The 17,621-nt window shown below is 71.0% G+C and carries 14 protein-coding genes and 1 other RNA gene; 10 read left to right on the top strand and 5 right to left on the bottom strand.

Going from position 1 to position 17,621, the window contains the following annotated elements; all coding sequences use genetic code 11:
* Both MEU52_RS02985 and MEU52_RS02980 read right to left on the bottom strand, forming a co-directional pair.
* Positions 1–801 carry an ABC transporter permease gene (locus MEU52_RS02985; protein ID WP_238120229.1) on the bottom strand — a complete coding sequence of 267 codons (801 nt, stop codon included), beginning with the start codon at positions 799–801 and terminating at the stop codon, positions 1–3.
* On the bottom strand, positions 798–3,074 hold the full coding sequence (locus MEU52_RS02980) for a CocE/NonD family hydrolase (RefSeq protein WP_238120230.1): 2,277 nt from the start codon (positions 3,072–3,074) through the stop codon (positions 798–800). The genes MEU52_RS02985 and MEU52_RS02980 overlap by 4 nt, the downstream gene beginning before the upstream one ends.
* A gap of 109 nt (positions 3,075–3,183) precedes the next feature.
* Here MEU52_RS02980 and MEU52_RS02975 point away from each other — a divergent pair, with 109 nt between their 5' ends.
* A complete protein-coding gene (locus MEU52_RS02975; RefSeq protein WP_238120231.1) occupies positions 3,184–4,116 on the top strand; it encodes a LysR family transcriptional regulator in 933 nt (310 codons plus the stop codon).
* Positions 4,117–4,121: 5 nt separating this feature from the next.
* Here MEU52_RS02975 and MEU52_RS02970 read toward each other — a convergent pair whose 3' ends face one another.
* Entirely contained in the window at positions 4,122–4,655 is a 534-nt protein-coding gene (locus MEU52_RS02970; RefSeq protein WP_238120232.1) for a DUF2244 domain-containing protein, read from the bottom strand.
* 34 nt (positions 4,656–4,689) lie between these two features.
* On the opposite strand from MEU52_RS02970, the gene nth reads away from it, so the two are divergent.
* The 3 genes from nth to MEU52_RS02955 all read left to right on the top strand — a co-directional run bounded on the left by nth (position 4,690) and on the right by MEU52_RS02955 (position 7,378).
* Positions 4,690–5,637 carry an endonuclease III gene (gene nth, locus MEU52_RS02965; protein WP_238120233.1) on the top strand — a complete coding sequence of 316 codons (948 nt, stop codon included), beginning with the start codon at positions 4,690–4,692 and terminating at the stop codon, positions 5,635–5,637.
* A gap of 215 nt (positions 5,638–5,852) precedes the next feature.
* Positions 5,853–6,440, top strand: a complete 588-nt coding sequence (locus tag MEU52_RS02960) for a DUF2087 domain-containing protein (RefSeq protein WP_238120234.1) — start codon at positions 5,853–5,855, stop codon at positions 6,438–6,440.
* Between the two features lie 38 nt (positions 6,441–6,478).
* Entirely contained in the window at positions 6,479–7,378 is a 900-nt protein-coding gene (locus MEU52_RS02955; protein ID WP_238120235.1) for an alpha/beta fold hydrolase, read from the top strand.
* Positions 7,379–7,384: 6 nt separating this feature from the next.
* Here MEU52_RS02955 and aroB read toward each other — a convergent pair whose 3' ends face one another.
* The gene (gene aroB, locus MEU52_RS02950; RefSeq protein WP_238120236.1) at positions 7,385–9,136 is read right to left on the bottom strand and encodes a 3-dehydroquinate synthase; all 1,752 of its coding nucleotides are present in this window, start codon (positions 9,134–9,136) and stop codon (positions 7,385–7,387) included.
* A 268-nt stretch (positions 9,137–9,404) separates the two neighbouring features.
* On the opposite strand from aroB, the gene MEU52_RS02945 reads away from it, so the two are divergent.
* The 6 genes from MEU52_RS02945 (at position 9,405) to MEU52_RS02920 (ending at position 13,605) form a co-directional block, all read left to right on the top strand.
* Positions 9,405–9,548 carry a hypothetical protein gene (locus MEU52_RS02945; RefSeq protein WP_238120237.1) on the top strand — a complete coding sequence of 48 codons (144 nt, stop codon included), beginning with the start codon at positions 9,405–9,407 and terminating at the stop codon, positions 9,546–9,548.
* Entirely contained in the window at positions 9,545–10,528 is a 984-nt protein-coding gene (locus MEU52_RS02940; RefSeq protein WP_238120238.1) for a site-specific tyrosine recombinase XerD, read from the top strand. Before MEU52_RS02945 ends, MEU52_RS02940 begins: the two co-directional genes overlap by 4 nt.
* A 54-nt stretch (positions 10,529–10,582) precedes the next feature.
* Positions 10,583–10,954: a transfer-messenger RNA gene (ssrA, locus tag MEU52_RS02935) on the top strand.
* A gap of 159 nt (positions 10,955–11,113) precedes the next feature.
* Positions 11,114–11,716, top strand: coding sequence for an SspB family protein (locus tag MEU52_RS02930; protein WP_238120239.1), 603 nt, complete (start codon positions 11,114–11,116; stop codon positions 11,714–11,716).
* 87 nt (positions 11,717–11,803) lie between these two features.
* On the top strand, positions 11,804–13,069 hold the full coding sequence (locus tag MEU52_RS21925) for a flavin monoamine oxidase family protein (RefSeq protein ID WP_238120240.1): 1,266 nt from the start codon (positions 11,804–11,806) through the stop codon (positions 13,067–13,069).
* Entirely contained in the window at positions 13,066–13,605 is a 540-nt protein-coding gene (locus tag MEU52_RS02920; RefSeq protein WP_238120242.1) for a dihydrofolate reductase, read from the top strand. Before MEU52_RS21925 ends, MEU52_RS02920 begins: the two co-directional genes overlap by 4 nt.
* Positions 13,606–13,662: 57 nt before the next feature.
* Here the strand turns inward: MEU52_RS02920 and MEU52_RS21920 are convergent, their stop codons facing one another.
* On the bottom strand, positions 13,663–17,592 hold the full coding sequence (locus MEU52_RS21920) for an AsmA family protein (protein WP_238120244.1): 3,930 nt from the start codon (positions 17,590–17,592) through the stop codon (positions 13,663–13,665).
* Positions 17,593–17,621: the final 29 nt, after the last annotated feature.

The raw sequence follows: 17,621 nt of genomic DNA, 5'->3' as shown, positions 1-17,621 counted from the left end.
TCACACCACCCGGGACAGCTTCACGAAGCGGTCGGTTATCAGCATCAGCGCGGCGATGAGCACCACCTGCACGGTGGCGACGGCCGCCAGGGTCGGGTCCATGCGGAATTCGAGGTAATTGATCATTTCAATGGGCAGCGTGGACATGCCGGGGCCCACCAGCAGCAAGGTCAGCTCCAGATTCTCGAAGCTCTGGATGAAGGAGAACATCACCGCCGCCACGATGCCCGGGCGCAGCATGGGCAGGGTGACCCGCCAGAACACCTGCCAGGGGCGGGCGCCGAGATTGGCGGCGGCTTCCTCCACTGCGCCATCGAGGCCCTGGAGGCTGGCGGTGACCACCCGCACGGTCCACGGAATGGCCAGCAGCACATGGGCAGCGACGAGGCCGCCGAGGGTGCCGGTGATGTCCATGTCGAGCCGGTTCTGCGCCATCAGGAACGTGAGATAAAGCGCGGTGCCGGCGACGATGCCGGGCACGATCAGCGGCGACAGCATGAAGGTGGTGAAGGCGCCCTTGAACGGCAGGTTCGAGCGGGCGATGCCGAGGGCGGCGGCGGTGCCCGCCGGCACGCCGATAAGGCAGGCCAGCACCGCAACCTTGGCCGAGACGATGAAGCCGGACATGAATTCCGAGCGGGCGAAGCCATTGGCATACCAATGGAGCGTGAAGCCCGACGGCGGAAAGGAGACGATCTCGTCGCGGAAGAACGAGATGGCCACGAGGGCGGCCACCGGCGCCAGCATCAGCACATAAGCGGCGATGATGCCGCCGCGGTAGAGCAGCCGTCCCGGGCTCATGCGGCCTCCGCGCCGGTGTCGAGAGGGGTGAAGGCGGCGGCCGCAGCCTTCGCCAGGCCGGTCAGGACCGCAAGGTCCGCCCCGGAGAAGGCGCCGGTGGGGCCGAGCAGGTTGATCTGGCCCACCAGCCGGCCATCGCCGGCGCGCACCGGCAGGTTGAGCACCGCATCGCAGCCGAGCGCGGCAATGGCGCTCCAGTCGCCGAACATGCGCTCCAGGGCGGCCGCACCATCGAACAATTGGGAGGCGCCTTCCGCCTTCATCTGCGCCATGGCGGGGGCATCGGCGAAGCGCTTGGCCGCGCCCACCGGGAAGGCGGCGTGGCTGGTGGCGATGCGCACCGCGCGGTCGCCCCGGTAGGCGAGGGCGGTGGCCACCGTCGCCCCGCTCGCCGCCTGGATGGCGCCGAGGGCTTCGGAAAGCTGAGCGCCGGCGCGGTCGTCGGTCCCGGTGGGCAGGCGGCCGGCGATGTCGCGGGCGGGCAGGTGCAGGCGGGTGCCGGCAAGATCCACTGTGATCACCGGCGGCCGGCCATGGGGCACCTTGCCGAAATGGTCGGCATCGGCGCCGGCAATGGAGAGGCGCAGCCGGCTGCCGGCCTTCAGCTGCCAGCCGGTGGGCAGCAGGGGAATGCGCACGCTCATCTGTTCTCCCGGCACCACCGGCTGCGCGTCGGCACGGCGGAAGGTGCGCCAGGGCCAGGCGGTGGCCTGGCCGGCGGGGGGCGTGGCCTCGGCCCGGTGCAGGGCACGCAGGAGGCCTTCCGTCACATAGCGCTCGGTGCCGTCCGCTTCCACCTCGGTGAGGTAGACGAACAGAGCGGCGTCGGGCGCATCCAGGCGGAAGCGGAGATCGAGCCGGGCATGGCCGGCGAGGTCGAGGGGGGCGAGGAGCGGGGCGCTGTCCCAGCTCAGCATGCGGGCGGTGCGGCCCTGCCAGTCGCAGTAATAATTGCGGGAATCGTGGCCGGCGATGCGCTCGTAGCGGGTCTCGTGGCCGGTGCCGAGGTTCGGGTCCACCCGATAGCTGCGGGTCCCCTCGACAGCGGTCGCACTGAGCGTGCCGCTCTCGCTGCCGGCGAGCACCAGGTCGGCGCCATAGGGCGGCCACTGGTCGGCGGCGTGCCAGGCTTCCTCGTGCAACGCGTAGAAATGGATCGGCGCTTCGTCCTTGAGGCCGGTGTCGGCGCCCATGAGATAGGTGTCGAAGAAGCGCAGCACCTCCGCCATCCAGGGGAACACCGGGGTCTCGTCGGCGCGCCAGGGGGAAACGTCGATGCGCGCGCCGTGGTCCCAGGGGCCGAGCAGCAGGTGGCGGGGATTGTCCTTGAGGTTCAGGAAGCGGGCGATGGCGCCGTTGGCATAGCCGGCCCCGTCCATCCAGCCGGAAACCGACAGCACCGCCACATCACTCTTCACGCCGGCGGCATAGGTATAGGGGCTGAAGGAGGCGCTGGAATAGGCGGGATCGTAGGGCAGGCCCTCTTCCCGGTAGCGCAGGTCGGCCATGAATTCGGTCTGGCGGAAATTGCCCGCATGCTCGGCGAGCGCCGCGGCAAGCAGGGTGCCGTCCTCATCCTCATCCACCGGCTGCGGGCCGCGGAAATCGGGATCGGCGTAATATTTGAATTCCTTGAGCAGGTCGCGCCGGTCCTGGTCGAGACCGAACATCAGGCGGTCATAGGTCTGTGTCAGCGAGGCGCACTGCAGGCCGCCGGGGTAATAATTGTCAGAATAGGTATCCCAGACCGAGAACAGGGGAGCGATGGCCTTCACCGCCGGATGGCCGGTGGAGGCGAGGAAGTCCGACGCCGCGCCCAGATAGGAAATGCCGGTGGCGCCGACGATGCCGCTGGACCAGGGCTGGCCGATCACCCAATCGGCCACCTCGGCGCTGTCGAGGCGCTCGGCCGGCGAGCGGAAGCCATCGCGGGTGCCGAAGCTGGCGCCGGTGCCGCGCACGTCGATGATCACCACCGCATAGCCGCGCGGCACGAAGAAATCCCGGAACTTGCCGGTGTTCGGGTTGGGCTCGGCGGTGGACCCGGCGGCGAGGGCGAAGCGCCGGTAATAGGGGGTGAACAGCAGCAGCGCCGGGCGCGGGGTGGCGGCATCGCCGTCGGGCAGATGCACATCCACCGCCAGGCGGCAGCCGTCGCGCATGGTCACGTAGCGCGAGAGGGGCGTCTTCGGGAGGGTATGAACGGCGGGCCGGCCGGCGAGATAGTCGGCGGGAGACTGGTTCCAGGCGGGCTTTGAAGAAGAAACGCGCATCAGCTCTGTCCAGGGAGATCTTGCCGCTCACGATTGCGAAAATGTGATACTTGCGTCAAATTCAAAATTCTCAACGATATTTGCGTTTTTAGCACGGTTTGGAGCGACCATGAACGTTCGGGGATTGGAGGCGCTGCGGGCATTCGTGGAGTGTGGCTCGGTGGCCCGGGCGGCGGATCGGCTGCTGAAGACGGCGCCGCAGGTGAGCCGCCTGCTCTCGGCGCTGGAGGACGAGGCGGGTTTTGCGATCTTCGACCGGCGCGGCCGCAGCCTCAGCCTCACCGCCGAGGGTCGGCGCTTCTACCAGCAGGTGGACCAACTGCTGACCGCCCAGGACGAGCTGGACCGCTTCGCAGCCCAGATCCGTGGCGGCCGGCGCGATCACGTGCGCATCCTCTCCTCGCCCTTCATCTCCCACGGCCTCATCAACCAGGCGCTGGCGCGGATGATGGCCAGGCACCCGGGCCTGACCGCCCAGGTGGATTCCCGGGTGCGCCTCGATATCGACACCTGGATGGAGGCGGAGGCCTTCGACCTCGGCGTGGTGGTGCTGCCGCTCAAGACCGGGGCCTATGAGATCGAGCCCCTGTTGACCGTGAAGGCGGTGGCGGCGCTGCACCCGAGCCACCCGCTCGCCGCGCTGGAGGTGGTGACCTATGAGGACCTCATCCAGCACGACATCATCTCCACCCATCCCCGCTCGCTGCTGGGCCGGCACCTGGAGAGTCTCTCCCACCGCACCGGGCGCAAGGCCAATATCCGCATCGAGGCGCGCAACGGCGTCATCGCCTGCCAATTGGCCTCGCTCAATCTCGGCTGCTGCATCGCCGATCCGTTCGTGGCCCAGTCGAGCGGGGTCAGCGGGCTGGTGCTCAAGCGCTTCAAGCCGGCACTGGACCTGCGCTACGGCTTCATCCGGCCGAGCTGGGTGCCGCGCAGCGCTTTGGTGGACGATCTGGCGCGGGAGATCCGCACTCTGGCCGAAGAGATGATCGCCGAGCCGTTCTTCGCCCCTGCCTTGGCCCGGCTCCACGCCGCCTGAGGGGCTCAGAACCGGCTGCGGACCACGCCTTTCTTCACGTGGTTCAAAGCGGCGGTGAGCTCGCCCGCGAGCCGGCCCTTCTCGATGGGGCCGAGGCAGCGACCCACCGGCACCTGGCGGGGGCCGCACACCAGGGCGAGTTCCAGGGTGCCGAGCTCATCATCATCGCGGCGGGCGATGCGGGTCCAGAACGGGTTGAGGCGCACCACGCTGGTGCGGCCCTTGGCCGAGACGTCGCGGATCTCGATCGCGCTGGCGGTGACGCGGATATATTCCCGCGCCCGTGCCGAGCGGAAGCTGGAGCGGAAGGCGAGATAGAGCACCAGCACGTCGAGCCCGAAGAAGCCGAACACCGGCCACGCCCCCATGGCCACGAACAGGGCGCCGGAGCCGAAGCTCACCACCGCGATGGTGCCCATCACCAGAAGGAAGCCACGCGGGGAGAGGGAGCGATGGGGCGCGAGCGTCACCGCATAGACCACCGGGTCATCGGCGGTGGTCTCAGATGCGTCGCGGCTCGGATCGGTGGCGTCGCTCATGGGAGCGCAGTATAGGGGAAAAATGCCGCGAAAGATGCCAGCCCCGCGCCCGCCCGCCGCGCCGAAAGTCTCGCCCAAGGTCTCGCCCAAGGCGACAGCCAAGGGAGCGACCAAGGGCACCACCAAGCCACGTGCCCAGGTTGCTTCAGAAGCCGCGCCGGAGGCTTTCGATCCCCTGGCCGAACTGCTCACTCCCCCCGCTCCTAAAAAGCCCGGCCGCAAGGCGACAGATGCCAAAGGCAAGGCGAGCAAGCGGCGCGCGGCAGCCGCGCCCCCCGAGCCGCCGGCCCGGCGCAACAAGGCGGTGGCCAATGCGGCGGCGGCCGCCTACGGCAAGACGGTGACCGGCTGGAGCGCCGCCGAGATCACCGAGGCCTTCTCCCGCTTCGAGGCCGCAAATCCCGAGCCCAAGGGCGAACTGGATCACAGCGATCCCTACACCCTGCTGGTGGCGGTGGTGCTCTCTGCCCAGGCCACCGATTCCGGGGTGAACAAGGCCACCAAGGGCCTGTTCGCCGCCGCCTCCACCCCCGCCGCCATGGTGGCGTTGGGGGAGGAGAAGGTGGCGCATTTCATCCGCACCCTCGGCCTCTACAAGAACAAGGCGAAGAATGTGGTGGAGCTCTCCCGCCTGCTGCTGGAGCGCTTCCACGGCGACGTGCCGCGCGATCGCGAGGCGCTGGAGAGCCTGCCCGGGGTGGGCCGCAAGACCGCCAACGTGGTGCTGAACATTGCCTTCGGAGAGCCCACCATCGCCGTCGACACCCATCTGTTCCGGGTGGCCAACCGCACCGGCCTTGCTCCCGGCGCCACCCCGCTGGCGGTGGAGGAGGCGCTGGAGGCGCGCATTCCCGATCGCTTCAAGCTCCACGCCCATCACTGGCTGATCCTGCACGGCCGCTACATCTGCAAGGCGCGCCAGCCGGAGTGCGGCCGCTGCCTCATCGCCGATCTGTGCCTCTGGCCGGAAAAGCACTTCTGAGTTGAGGTGCGCCGGCGTCTGGGCTAAACGGGCGGCAGGGTCCGCAGTTCACCCAGGCGTCACCGCCCCGCAAGGGGAGCTAAACCTGCCGCGTCGTCCGTCTCGTGTTGAGGCCGGCGCGTCTCAATTCAGACCGAACGCTTATCCTGCGCCCGTCGCAAGCCGGTGACCCTCGACCTCCTCATCGGAATGCGGCGCATTGTCGAGGATAAGTCATGTCCAGACCGGTCTTTGCCTTTGCGGCAAACGATATTTCCGCTTTGGCGCGCGCGCTGCGGGGCCAGCTTGCCGCCTGTGATCACCTGCCGAGCCATCTCGAGATGCTCAACATGCTCGCCCGGGCGAGCGGCCACCGCAATTTCCAGCATTTCCGCGCCCTTGCCGAGGGCGGGCCCGCCGAGCCTGCGCCCGTGCCAGCCGCCGATCCCGTTGATCTGAAGCGGGTGGATCGGGTCGCCGGCCTGTTCGATCCGCAGGGTCGGCTTACCCGCTGGCCGGGCAAGGAGAGCTGGCGGCGCCTGTGCCTGTGGACCCTGTGGTCCACGCTGCCGGCGGGCGAGACCTTGACCGAGCGGGAGATCAACGATCGTCTCAACGCCCGCCACCTGTTTGCCGATCACGCTTTGCTACGGCGGGAGATGGCGGACCGGGGCATGGTGTGGCGCACCGCCGATGGCCGTGCCTATCGCCGCATCGAGCAGCGCCCGCCGGCGGAGGCGGTGGCGGTGCTGCGGCGGCTCGCCCTGCGCCATACCGCGCCGGTTCCACAGACGGCGAATCGCGGCACTCTCGCACCGCTCTAAGGGCGCGACCCGCGCCCGAGCGCAGAAGGAGAGCGCCCATGCATCCCGTGGCACTGGCGGCGGAGCGCCTCTTGGCGGCCATCCCCACCCCGCGCATGGTCGCCACCCCCGGCGGCGCCCTCGCCTGCACGGTCGAGGGGGAGGGGGTGCCGCTCTTGGCGCTGCACGGCATCATGGGCGGCCTTGACCAGTCGTGGCTGCTGGCCCGGGCCTTGCTGCCTGACTGGGCGGGCTGGCGCATCATCTCCATCGCCCGCCCGGGCTATCCTGGCTCCCCCCTTGCCACCGGTGTCACCGCCGAAGCGCAGGCTCATGCCTACGCCGCACTGCTGGACCAGATGGGGCTGGACAGCGCGTTCCTGGCGGCCTTCTCCGGCGGCGGGCCTTCGGCCCTCGCCTTCGCGCGGCTTTATCCCGCGCGCTGCCGGGGGCTGGTGCTGGTGAGCGCCTGCACCGGCCGGCTGGTGGCGCCGCCCGCCTCGCGGGTGGGGCTGGAACGGTCGGAGGTGTTCTCCCGCCTGCCGGGGCTCAACCGGGTGCCGGCCTTCGTGGTGCGGCGCTGGCCCCATTGGGCGGCGCAGGGCTTCGTGCCCGACGGGGCGGAGCGCACGCGGGTGCTGGCGGATCCGGCGGCCGGGCCGCTGCTGGCGGCGCTGCTGCTCAGCTCCTGCCTGGATATGGCCGGGCGCATGCCGGGCACGCTGAGCGATGTGGCCCAGTTCGCCACCTTGCCGGCGAGCTGTGCCGATGGCGTGGCGGCGCCGCTGCTGGCGCTGCACGGCACAAGGGATGGCATCGTGCCGTTCGCCCATGCCCGCGCGGTGACCGAGGCCATTGCCGGCGCCCGGCTCGTGCCCCTGGAGGGCGGCACGCACATGGGCGTGTTCACCCAGCTCGCGCGGGTGCGGGAAGCCGCCGCGGCTTTCCTGAAGATCTGACGCCCGTCAGCGCACCGCGGCGAGGAAGGCGCGCACGGCGGCGGGATCCACATCTTTGGCGACGAAGGCTTCGCCGATGCCGCGCACCAGGATGAAGGTCAAAGCGCCACGGCTCACCTTCTTGTCCTGGGCGATGAGCTGCATCAGCCCGTCGGTATCGGGCAGGTCGCCGGGCACGTCGGCGATCCGGGTGGGCAGACCCACGGCCTCCAGGTGCCGCACCACCCGCGTCACGTCCTGGCCGGGGCACAGGCCGAGCTTGGCGGAAAAGGCGAAGGCGAGGGCCATGCCGATGGCCACGCCCTCGCCATGCAGCAGGCGATCGGAGAAGCCGGCGCCCGCCTCCAGCGCGTGGCCGAAGGTGTGGCCGAGGTTCAGCAGCGCCCGGTCGCCGGTTTCCTTTTCGTCGCGGGCCACCACGGCGGCCTTGGCAAGGCAGCTCGCCGCCACCGCCTCGATCCGCTCTGGCCCGCCGCCGAGCACCGCCGGGGCGTGTTGCTCCAGCCAGTCGAACAGCGGGCGGTCGCCCAAAAGGCCGTATTTGACCACCTCGGCATAGCCCGCCTTCACCTCGCGGCCGGGCAGGGTGTCGAGGGCGGCGGTATCGGCCAGCACCAGCACCGGCTGGTGGAAGGTGCCCACCAGGTTCTTGCCCTGGGGCGAGTTGATGCCGGTCTTGCCGCCCACCGAGGAATCCACCTGGCTGAGCAGGGTGGTCGGCGCCTGCACCACATCCACCCCGCGCCGCAGCACCGAGGCGGAGAAGCCGGCGAGATCGCCCACCACGCCGCCGCCCAGCGCCAGCACCAGGTCGCGCCGCTCGATGCGGGCGGAGATCAGCCCTTCCACCACCTGCTGCAGGCCGGCCCAGCACTTGGTCTTCTCGCCCGGCTCCACCACGATGGCGGTGTGCTCGATGCCGGCTTCCGCAAGGGAGGCTTCCATGGTGGCGAGGTGGCCCGCCGCCGCCACGTTGCGATCGGTGACGATGGCCACCCGCGCCCCCTTGCGCAGGGCCTTGATGTGCAGGCCCGTCTCGCTCAGCAGCCCGGGACCGATGAGGATTTCATAGGGCCTGCCGGCCAGGTCCACCCGCACCGTGCTGCGCTGGGCGCCGACCGGGAAAGAGGACACGGCGGAAAGGGAGGGGCTGGTCATGGAGGGTCCTTGGTCTGGCGCCGCGAGATGCCGGGCCAGCGCCGCCACCACCTCGTCGACCACCACTTCGTGCACCACGTCACGCGAATCGACGGCGAGGTCGGCCTCGGCATAGGTGGGGCCGCGCTGGGCGAGCAACTGGGCGAGCTTGGCGGCAGGGTCGCCCTGGGCGAGCAGCGGCCGGTCGGTGCGTTTCTTGACGCGCTTGAGCAGGGTGGCGAGGTCTGCTCGCAACCACACCGAGACGCCTTTGGCGGCTACGTTGGCGCGGGTTTCCGCGTTCATGAAGGCCCCGCCACCGGTGGCGATGACCATAGGGCCGGACTGCAGCAGCCGCGCCACCACGCGCTTTTCGCCTTCGCGGAACTCGGCTTCGCCGCGGCGCGCGAAGATTTCCGGAATGCTCATGCAGGCGGCGCGTTCGATCTCCTCGTCCGCATCCACGAACGCCAGTCCGAGGCGCTTGGCGAGACGGCGGCCGACCGAGGACTTGCCGGCGCCGGGCATGCCCACCAGCACCACCGAGCGCGTGCCCAGAAGCGCCAGGACATCCCGGGGGGCGGGATGATCCGGGTGGCCGTGCGCTTGCCCCGCGCTCATGGTTCGCATGTCCTTTGCTGGCGGCACGATGTTTTCCGACTGCACCCGCACGGTCCTTAGGCTCCGGCCCGGCGGATCCCGAGCCTGGGGTCGCCGCGCGCCGCGCCTGTCCGATGAAAGCTGCCGGCATGAAGGCGTTCCGCCGGCCATGTTCGGGCTCTAGCATCGGCGCGCAGGGCGGGCAATGCGGTTGAACCCGACCGGCAGGCATGGCACCTCTCCTCCTGACGCTTGAACTGAGCGATTCCGTGGCGCAGGGGAAACCGCAGTGCCCACCTTGTTTCGATTGATCGTGGTGCTGGCCATCCTCGCCGGCCTTGGCTACGGCGCCCTGTGGGCGCTCGCCACCATGGTCGAGCCGCAGCCCCGCGACATCTCCTTCACCGTGCCACCGGAGCGCATCGGCAAATGAGCGCCTCCGGCCCGCTCGCATTGTTCCTCGACATGCAGGCGGTGGAGCGGGGCGCCAGCCGGCACACGCTCGATGCCTATCGGCGCGACCTGGACGATTTCGGGGCCTTCGTGGCCACGCGCGGCGGCTGTCTGGCGGAGGCCGACACCGCCGCCGTGCGGGCCTATCTGGCCGATCTCGATCTCCGCGGCTTCAAGGGCACCACCATTGCCCGCCGCCTCTCGGCCATCCGCCAATTCTATCGCTTCCTGTTCGCGGAAGGCCACCGGGAGGATGATCCCGCCGCCGTGCTGGAAGGCCCCAAGCGCGGCCGCCCGCTGCCCAAGGTGCTGACGGTGGCGGAGGTGACGCGGCTCATCGAAACCGCCCACGCCCGCGCCGCCGAGGTGCCGGTCACAGCCGGTCCGGTGGAGCCGGAGGCGGACGGCGTTCCGGCCGAACGGCCGGCGGCCCGGCGCGGGGAGGCGCTGCGGCGCCTGCGCGTGGTGTGCATCATCGAGCTGCTCTATGCGAGCGGGCTGCGCATTTCCGAGCTCATCACCTTGCCAGCCAGCGCCGCCCGCGCCCGGTCCGATGCCATCATGGTCATGGGCAAGGGGCGCAAGGAGCGGCTGGTGCCCCTTTCGGCGCCCGCCAAGGCGGCCATGAGCGCCTGGCTGGACGCCCGCAAGGCGGCCGGCCTCGAAGCCTCTCGCTGGCTGTTTCCCTCATCCGGCGAGAGCGGCCAGGTGAGCCGCCAGCAAGCGGCGCGGGACCTCAAGGGCCTGGCCCTGGCAGCCGGGCTCGATCCCGCCCGCCTGTCGCCCCACGTGCTGCGCCACGCCTTCGCCAGCCACCTCCTGGCCCATGGCGCCGACCTCAGGGTGGTGCAGACCCTGCTGGGTCATGCGGATGTATCCACAACCCAGATCTATACCCACGTGCTGGACGAGCGCCTGAAAGGCATGGTGCGGGATCTCCACCCCCTTTCGGAGCCTTAGGAACGGCAATTTCCCAGGGTGTGGCGCCGGGTGCGCCCCACTTTGTGCGGGCCGCCCCTTTCCTCGGCCGGGGCGGGTGCTTATATTCGGCGCGCCGGCGCAAGCCGGATATGGCGATAAATGGATGTCGAAATAAACCATTCGGACCCGGGGGCGGTACCCGGCGCCTCCACCCGAGCCCATCAGCGGAGCCTGTCTCCAGCGGTTGGGTTCCGGCGGGGGCGAAATAGGATCGACGAGGGTGTAAAGGTCAGTCTTTCGCTCGGCATTGTACCACCGTTATCGGGCTAAACTTATAGTTGCCAACGACAACTATGCTCCGGTTGCTCAGGCCGCGTGAGCGGTTTGAAAGACCAAAATAAAAGTCCTACCGGGTAGCTCTGGATAGGCGGGGTTCGGAGGCACCTGGCAACAGAAGCCTCCACTTTCCGCCGGCGCAGCCGGATCGGCGGAGGGGTCAGGCTTTCCGTCTCCGCTCTCGGCGCGACGTCCTTCGGGCGCGATCTCTTCGGGGTGCGATGTCCGTGGGGCGAGATGGCCGGCGCGAATCTGTTTGTCCGGCTGGGACAAGGCTCAAGCGGACACATGTCGGTCGATCACATCCGCTACGATCTTCTCGCTCAGGAAGCGCTGCGCTCCGTGGTGCGGCGCGTGCTCCAGGATGTGGCCAAGGATGGCCTGCCGGGCGACCATCATTTCTACGTCTCCTTCGACACCCGCGCCCCGGGCGTGCGGCTCTCGCAGCGCATGCGCGAGAAGTATCCGGAAGAGATGACCATTGTGCTCCAGCACCAGTTTTGGGACCTCATCGTCTCCGATGTGGCGTTCGAGGTGGGGCTGTCGTTTGGCGGCATTCCCGAGAAGCTGCTGGTGCCGTTCTCCGCCTTGAAGGGCTTCTTCGATCCGTCCGTGAAGTTCGGTCTCCAGTTCGAGCTGGCGACCCCGGACGAGGGGAATGGCGATGAGCCCGAGGAGGCCGCCGATGACGCCGCGACCGGGCCGGCCGGCAGCAAGCCGACGGTGCTGAAGCAGCCGTCGCGTGGCGCCGCATCGGAGCCGGCGGTGTCCGCCGCGAAGGTGAGCGGCGATGCAGCCGGCGAGCCCCATGAGGCCGGCGGCGCCGATGCTGAGCGTCCCGCCAGCGGCGCCCAGGTGGTGCAGCTCGACGTCTTCCGCAACAAGAAGTAGGCACGCTCGCGCCCATGGCCGCGAGGCGCCCGGCATGGTGAACCGGCGGCGACGTTTGTCCGTGTCCCGCCTTGCGGAGCGCGAGCGGTGACCTGCGAAACCGATGTGGCGGTGATTGGCGCGGGCGCCGCGGGGCTGGCCGCCGGCGCGAGCCTGGCGGCGGCGGGGGTCGACTTCCGCATCCTGGAAGCCGCGTCGGTCATCGGTGGCCGCGCCGCCACCGATCGCGAGACCCTGGGCACCCCGTTCGATCTCGGCTGTCATTGGCTGCACGACGCCCGCGCCAATCCCTTCGTCCCCATCGCGCGGCGCCTCGGTTTCCGGTTCGATGCGGACGGGCCGGCGCGGCGGCAGCGGCTGCTGCATCTGGGCGCCCGTTTCGCCACGGCGGACGAGGCCACGGCCGCTCAGGCGGCGGTGGATGCGGCCATGGATGCGGTGACGGCGGCCGGGCGGGCCGGCCGGGACGTGGCGGCGGTGGAGGCTCTGCGGCCGCTCGGCCCTTGGCTGCCGCTGGCGCGGCATTGGCTCGCCCTGATGTCTGCCGCCGCGCCGGAGCGCATCTCCACCCTCGACTACAGCCGCTACCACGATACCGATGACAATTGGCCGGTGCTCGACGGCTATGGCGCCCTGATCCAGGCCCATGCCGGCACCCTGCCGGTGACCCTCGATTGCCCGGTGACGCGGCTCGATCACGGCGGACGGCGGCTGCGGCTGGAGACCCCGCGCGGCACATTGACGGCGCGCTTCGCCATCGTCGCGGTCTCCACCGCCGTGGTGGCGCGGGGCCAGCTGGCCTTCACTCCGAGCCTGCCGCCGGAGCTGGGCGAGGCGTTCGCGGCGCTGCCCCTCGGCTGCGCGGAAAAGATCGCCCTCCTGTTCGACGATGATGTCTTCGGTGTTCCCCCGCGCACCGGTCTCGATGCCTTCGATACCGACCGCCCGCAGCGGCTTGCGGTGTCGGCGCTGCTGCGCCCCGGTGGCGCGCCGGCGGCGGTGGTGCATATCGCCGGCCCGGAGGCGGCGGCGCTGGTGGCGGCCGGCGAGGGGGCGATGGTGGATTTCGCCACCTCGGCCTTGGCCCAGGCGTTCGGCGCCGGGCTGCGCGGCCGTGTGCGGCGGGCCCGGGTCACCAACTGGACCCATGCGCCTTATATCGGTGGCGCCTATTCCTGCGCGCTGCCCGGTGCCGGCCACCTGCGCCCGTGGCTGCACCAGGGGCTTGGCACGCGGGTGCTCTTTGCCGGTGAAGCGCTGGGTGGGCCGGCTTTCTCCACCGCCCATGGGGCTCACCTGTCGGGCCGCGCCGCTGCCGAAACCGTGCTCGAACGCCTGAGGAGCCAGCCATGACCGCGCCTGTCGACCCCATGATCGCGCCGGTGCCGCTGGCGCTCATTGTCGCTGTCGCGGAGAATGGGGTGATCGGCCATGAGGGGACGATGCCGTGGCATCTGTCTTCTGATCTCAAGCGGTTCCGGGCGCTGACCTGGGGCAAGCCGCTGATCATGGGCCGGCGCACCTTCCAGTCCATCGGCAAGCCGCTGCCGGGCCGCACCTCCATCGTCATCAGCGCCGATCCGGCTTTTGCCGTGCCCGAAGGGGTGGTGAAGGTGGCGGACCTGCCCGCCGCTCTCGCGGCCGCGGCCGATGTGGCACAGGCCTTGGCCGCTGGTGAGGCCATGGTGATCGGCGGCAGCCGGGTGTTTGCGGACACCCTGCCGCTGGCCCGGACCCTGCACCTGACGCAGGTGCATGCGGCGCCGCCGGGGGATGTGCGGTTTCCCGATTTCGACCGCGCCGGCTGGCGCGAAGACGCGCGGGAGGGCCCCGCCCAGGGGCCGAAGGACACCGCGCCCTTCACCTACATCACCCTGTCGCGCCGCTGACGGAGCCGGCTGCGGGATCACCTCTCTCCCGCATCGTGACCGCTCACGATGCGGCGGTCAGTCTCCCACCAGTCCCGGCGGGCGCGGCACTTCGCCGAAGCCACGGGTGGGCGGCAAGGTGGGCTCCAGCGGCAGCGGTGGGGGAACCACATAAGCGGGCAGCCGTTCAGGCGGGCGCCGCGTGGTGGCCGGCGCCGGGCGACGGACTTCGGCCGGTGGCGCGGCGCGGCTGGCGGTTTCCGCTTGCGGGTCCCGCCTCGTGTCCGGCCGTGACGCCCGCGGGGTCTCGGGCGCCGCTGCCGGTGCGGCGGTGGCCGCAGGGACGCGCGGCAGGGCGGCCCGCGGCGGCGTGGCCGGCTGTTGTGCCGTCGCCGGCGGTGCGGCCGGGGGCTGGTCCTGTCGCGGCTCGGGAGGACGGGTCTGCGCCGATGGCGCGGTGCCGCCGCCGGCGCTGGGCGCGAGCGTGCCCGTGGATGTGCCAAAGCTCGGGGCGGGAATCGTCGGGGCCGGAATCTCCCGCCGCTCGATGAGCCTGGGATCGCGGGCCGATGGACGCGCAGCTTGCGGCGCGGTGGCCGGTGCCGGCGCGGGAGCCACGACCGGCGGCAAGGCCGTGGGCGCGGCGACGGGCGGAACGATCCGAGGCGCCGCCGGGACCGCCGCCGGGGTCGGCGTGGCCGCCGGTGCGCGCTGCTGCTCCAGGCGCTGGGTTTCGCGCTCGATGGCCCGCATGGCGATGGCGCTGGTGAGGCCGGTGGCCCGGATCCGCCGCTCCGGTCCGGCGATGGGCCCGCTCCAGCCCAGGGTCCCGCTGGCGGCGGGCCCGGGGCCGCCCTCGGTCTCGAAGTCGATGCTCGCCTCCGCCAGCAGGCGGGGAAGGTCAAGGCTGCCGGACAGGCCCAGGCGCACGTCGCCGAGGGTGATCCGCGTCGGCGAGAGCTTGGCGAGGCCGTTCACCACGCTGAAGGTGGACTCGGCCGTGGGCAGCAGTAGCGGGCCGCGGGCCAGGGCGCGATCGAACAACTGGCTGGTCTGCCGTTCATCGGGTGGCGTGGGCAGAGCGGCGGTTTCGGCCAGAACCGTGCGCAGCGCGGCGGGATCGGCGGCCGCGATTTGCAGGTCGCGCCCGCTGATGGTGCCTTGGCCGGAGAGATTCTGCACCAGCTGCAGCACGCTGCGGCCGCTGCCGCCGAGATCGACGGCGAGGCTGGTGGTGCCGGCCGGCGCGTTGCGCGCCCCGGCCAGGGCGGCCAGCGCCGCGTTCTGCACCTTGTCCAGGCTCAGCCGGCCTTCCGCCTGGGCCACGTCATTCTGACGCCGCACCCGGAGGGTGGCCGCCACCTGCCCGCCGCCGAAGCCGCCGGAGATGTCGTGCAGATCCACGCCGGTGCCATCGCTGCCGAGGCGCAGGCGTCCCTCGCTCAACGCCAGCGGGCCGATGAGCTCGAGGCGGGGGGCGGTGATGTCGATGCCGAGGGCGACGCCGCTCACGGCCGCCGGCAGCAGGCGGGCATTGCTCCAGGTTCCGGTGCTGTCGCTGGCCGTCCGCGCGGCAAACAGGCTCGCCAGGGCCGGGACGGACACGCGGTCGAGGGCGAGCTGGCCGGTGAGCCGTGGCACCGCCCCCGGTTCCAGCTCCAGCGCGCCGCTGAGGGGCGCACCCCCCACCGATCCCTGCAGGCCGGCGAACCGCCAGGCATTGCCGGACCGGCCGAGGGAGAAGGCGAGCGCCGTCGGCATCGGCGCGTTGTCGGCGGCGGCCGCCACCTGCGGCAGCACCCGGCCCAGGTCCGGCCCATCGGCACGCAGCTTCAGATCGGGCACCAACTGCCCGTTGACGATGCGCGCCTGGCCCTCGCCGGCGATGGTGAGGGCACTGGTGGCGAGCTGCAGCCGCAACTGGCCGTCGTCGGCGGTGAAGGGGTCGAGGTTGAAGTCCAGGTGGCCGGCGCCGAGCTTGGGATTGAGCCCTTCGAGGCCAAGGGCGCCCAGCACCCTGGCCGTGTCCGGGCTGTCCGCGGAGAGGGCGATGGCCAGCGGCACCCCCTCGCTGGTGCGGGTGAAGGCGATGCGACCGGACAGCAGGCCCAGGCTGCCATCGCTGGTGATGCTGCGGCCGCCGGCCTCGCGCCAGACCACGCTGGTGGAGAGCTTCACCGGGGCCCCCACCGGGGTGAGCTTGGCGATCACGTCGGCGGTGCGTGGCCCGGCCACCAAACGGGCCACCGGCACCAGGCCATCCGCCTTGCCGCCGTTCACCACCAGGTTGAACTCGCCGCGGGGCGTGGTGGAGAAATTCTCCATCCAACCCGCCCCTTCCAGGTGGATGCCGCCGAGATCCTCCAGCACCACCCGCTTCACCCGCCAGTTGCCACCGGTGGCGCTGGCCTCCAGCGTGAGATGGCGCAGCGGCTGCTCGGCCAGGGTGAGGTCGCGCCCGTCCAGCACCAGCGTGGCGTCGGCGCCGCCGCCCACGGCGGTGGCCGCCTGCTGCAGCGCCGCCACCATGGGGTCGATGGCGAAGCCGGTCATGGCGAGGTTGAGGTCGAGCTTGGGGCCTGCGTTGGGCGGCAGCGCCGCCGCGAGGCTGCCCTGCAGCCGGCTGCGATCGAAATGCGCATCGAGCCCGTCGAGGGCGATGCGCTGCGGCGCCAGCTGCAGCCTGGTTTCGATGCGGGCGGGCCCCTTCAGGACGCTCGCCAGCTCGCGCGGGGCTTCGGGAGCGGCCCAGCGCAGGAAATCGGCCGGATCCTCGGCGCTCAGCGCCATCTCGCCGCTGAAGCCGCCGCCACTGGGGGCGCTGGTGGGGGCCCCGGACGCGCGCAGTGCGGCCTTGCCCGGCAGTTGCGCCTCGGCGGTGTCCACCCGCCAGCCGCTTTGCCCGCCACTGAGATCCAGGCGCACATCGCGCACCACCGTGCCACCGAGCACCAATTGCTCGATGGAGAGGCCCAGCCGCGAGGCCATGTCCGGCGCCGGCAGCCCCGCCAGCACCGCCAGGCTGCGGTGCAGCACCTCGGCCGGCCGGATCACCGCCGGCTTGCCGCCCTCCGCGCCAGCGGTGGCCGCGAGGGTGTCGAGATCCAGGCTGCGGGCGTTCAACACCGCATCGAGCGCCACCGCGCGGCCCAGGGTGAGGCGGGCGGAGCCGCTGAGCTGGGCCGGGGTGGCATCGCCGCCGAGGGCGAGGGCGAAATTGTCGGCCAGCACCTGCTCGGTGGAGGCCTTCACGTGGCCCGCCAACTGCCAGGATTCGAGCCCGCCGGCGCCCTTGCGGGTGAGGCTGGCGCGGCCGTCGAAACGGGGCAGGGCATCGGCGGTGCCGAAGGCGCCGTCGAGATCCACCGTATAGGGACGGTTGCGCCCGTCGAGGATCAGCCGCAGGCGGCCTTCGCCCTTGTCGTCGAGCTTGGCAAGGGTCGAGCGCAGATTGAAACGGGCGCCATCCGCCTCCACCTCGCCGTCGAGGCGGAAGGGACCGGACAGGGACTTGGCCTCGCCCTTGAGATCCATGTCGGTGAGGGTGAGGGTGCGGTCCGAGGCGCGGTCCAGCAGGTCCAGGGTACCGTCGCGCACCTCCAGCCGGGCGATGGCCACATCGCTGCCGCCGCCGGCGCCGGTGGGCACCACCACCCGGCCGTTGCTGTCGAGCACCAACCGCATGCGGGGATTGACCAGGGTGAGGCCGGTGGCCTCCACCTGGCCGCGCAGCAGCCCGCCGAGGGAGAGCTCGGCCTCGAATTCCCGCACCGTGCCACCGGTGGAGACCACATCGCCCAGGGTCACGTCGTGCAGGGTCAGGCGGGGGGCCGGGAGCAGTTCGGCATCGATGGCGCCGCGGATCACCACTGGAATGCCCAGGGTGCGGGCGATCTCGCGCTCGAACGGGCCGCGCCAGGCGTTCCAGTCCACCACCAGCGGTGCCGCGAAGGCGCTGACGATGGCGAGGGTCACCACTGTGGCGAGGCTGATGAGGATGCCCTGCACGCCTGTCTCCTGGAAAGTCCGCCGGCGGT

Source organism: Xanthobacter sp. NM-25 (assembly GCF_022138605.1).
Lineage (GTDB): Bacteria > Pseudomonadota > Alphaproteobacteria > Rhizobiales > Xanthobacteraceae > Xanthobacter.
Note: the sequence above shows the minus strand (reverse complement) of the source record. Positions and strands in the feature narration are given on the sequence as shown.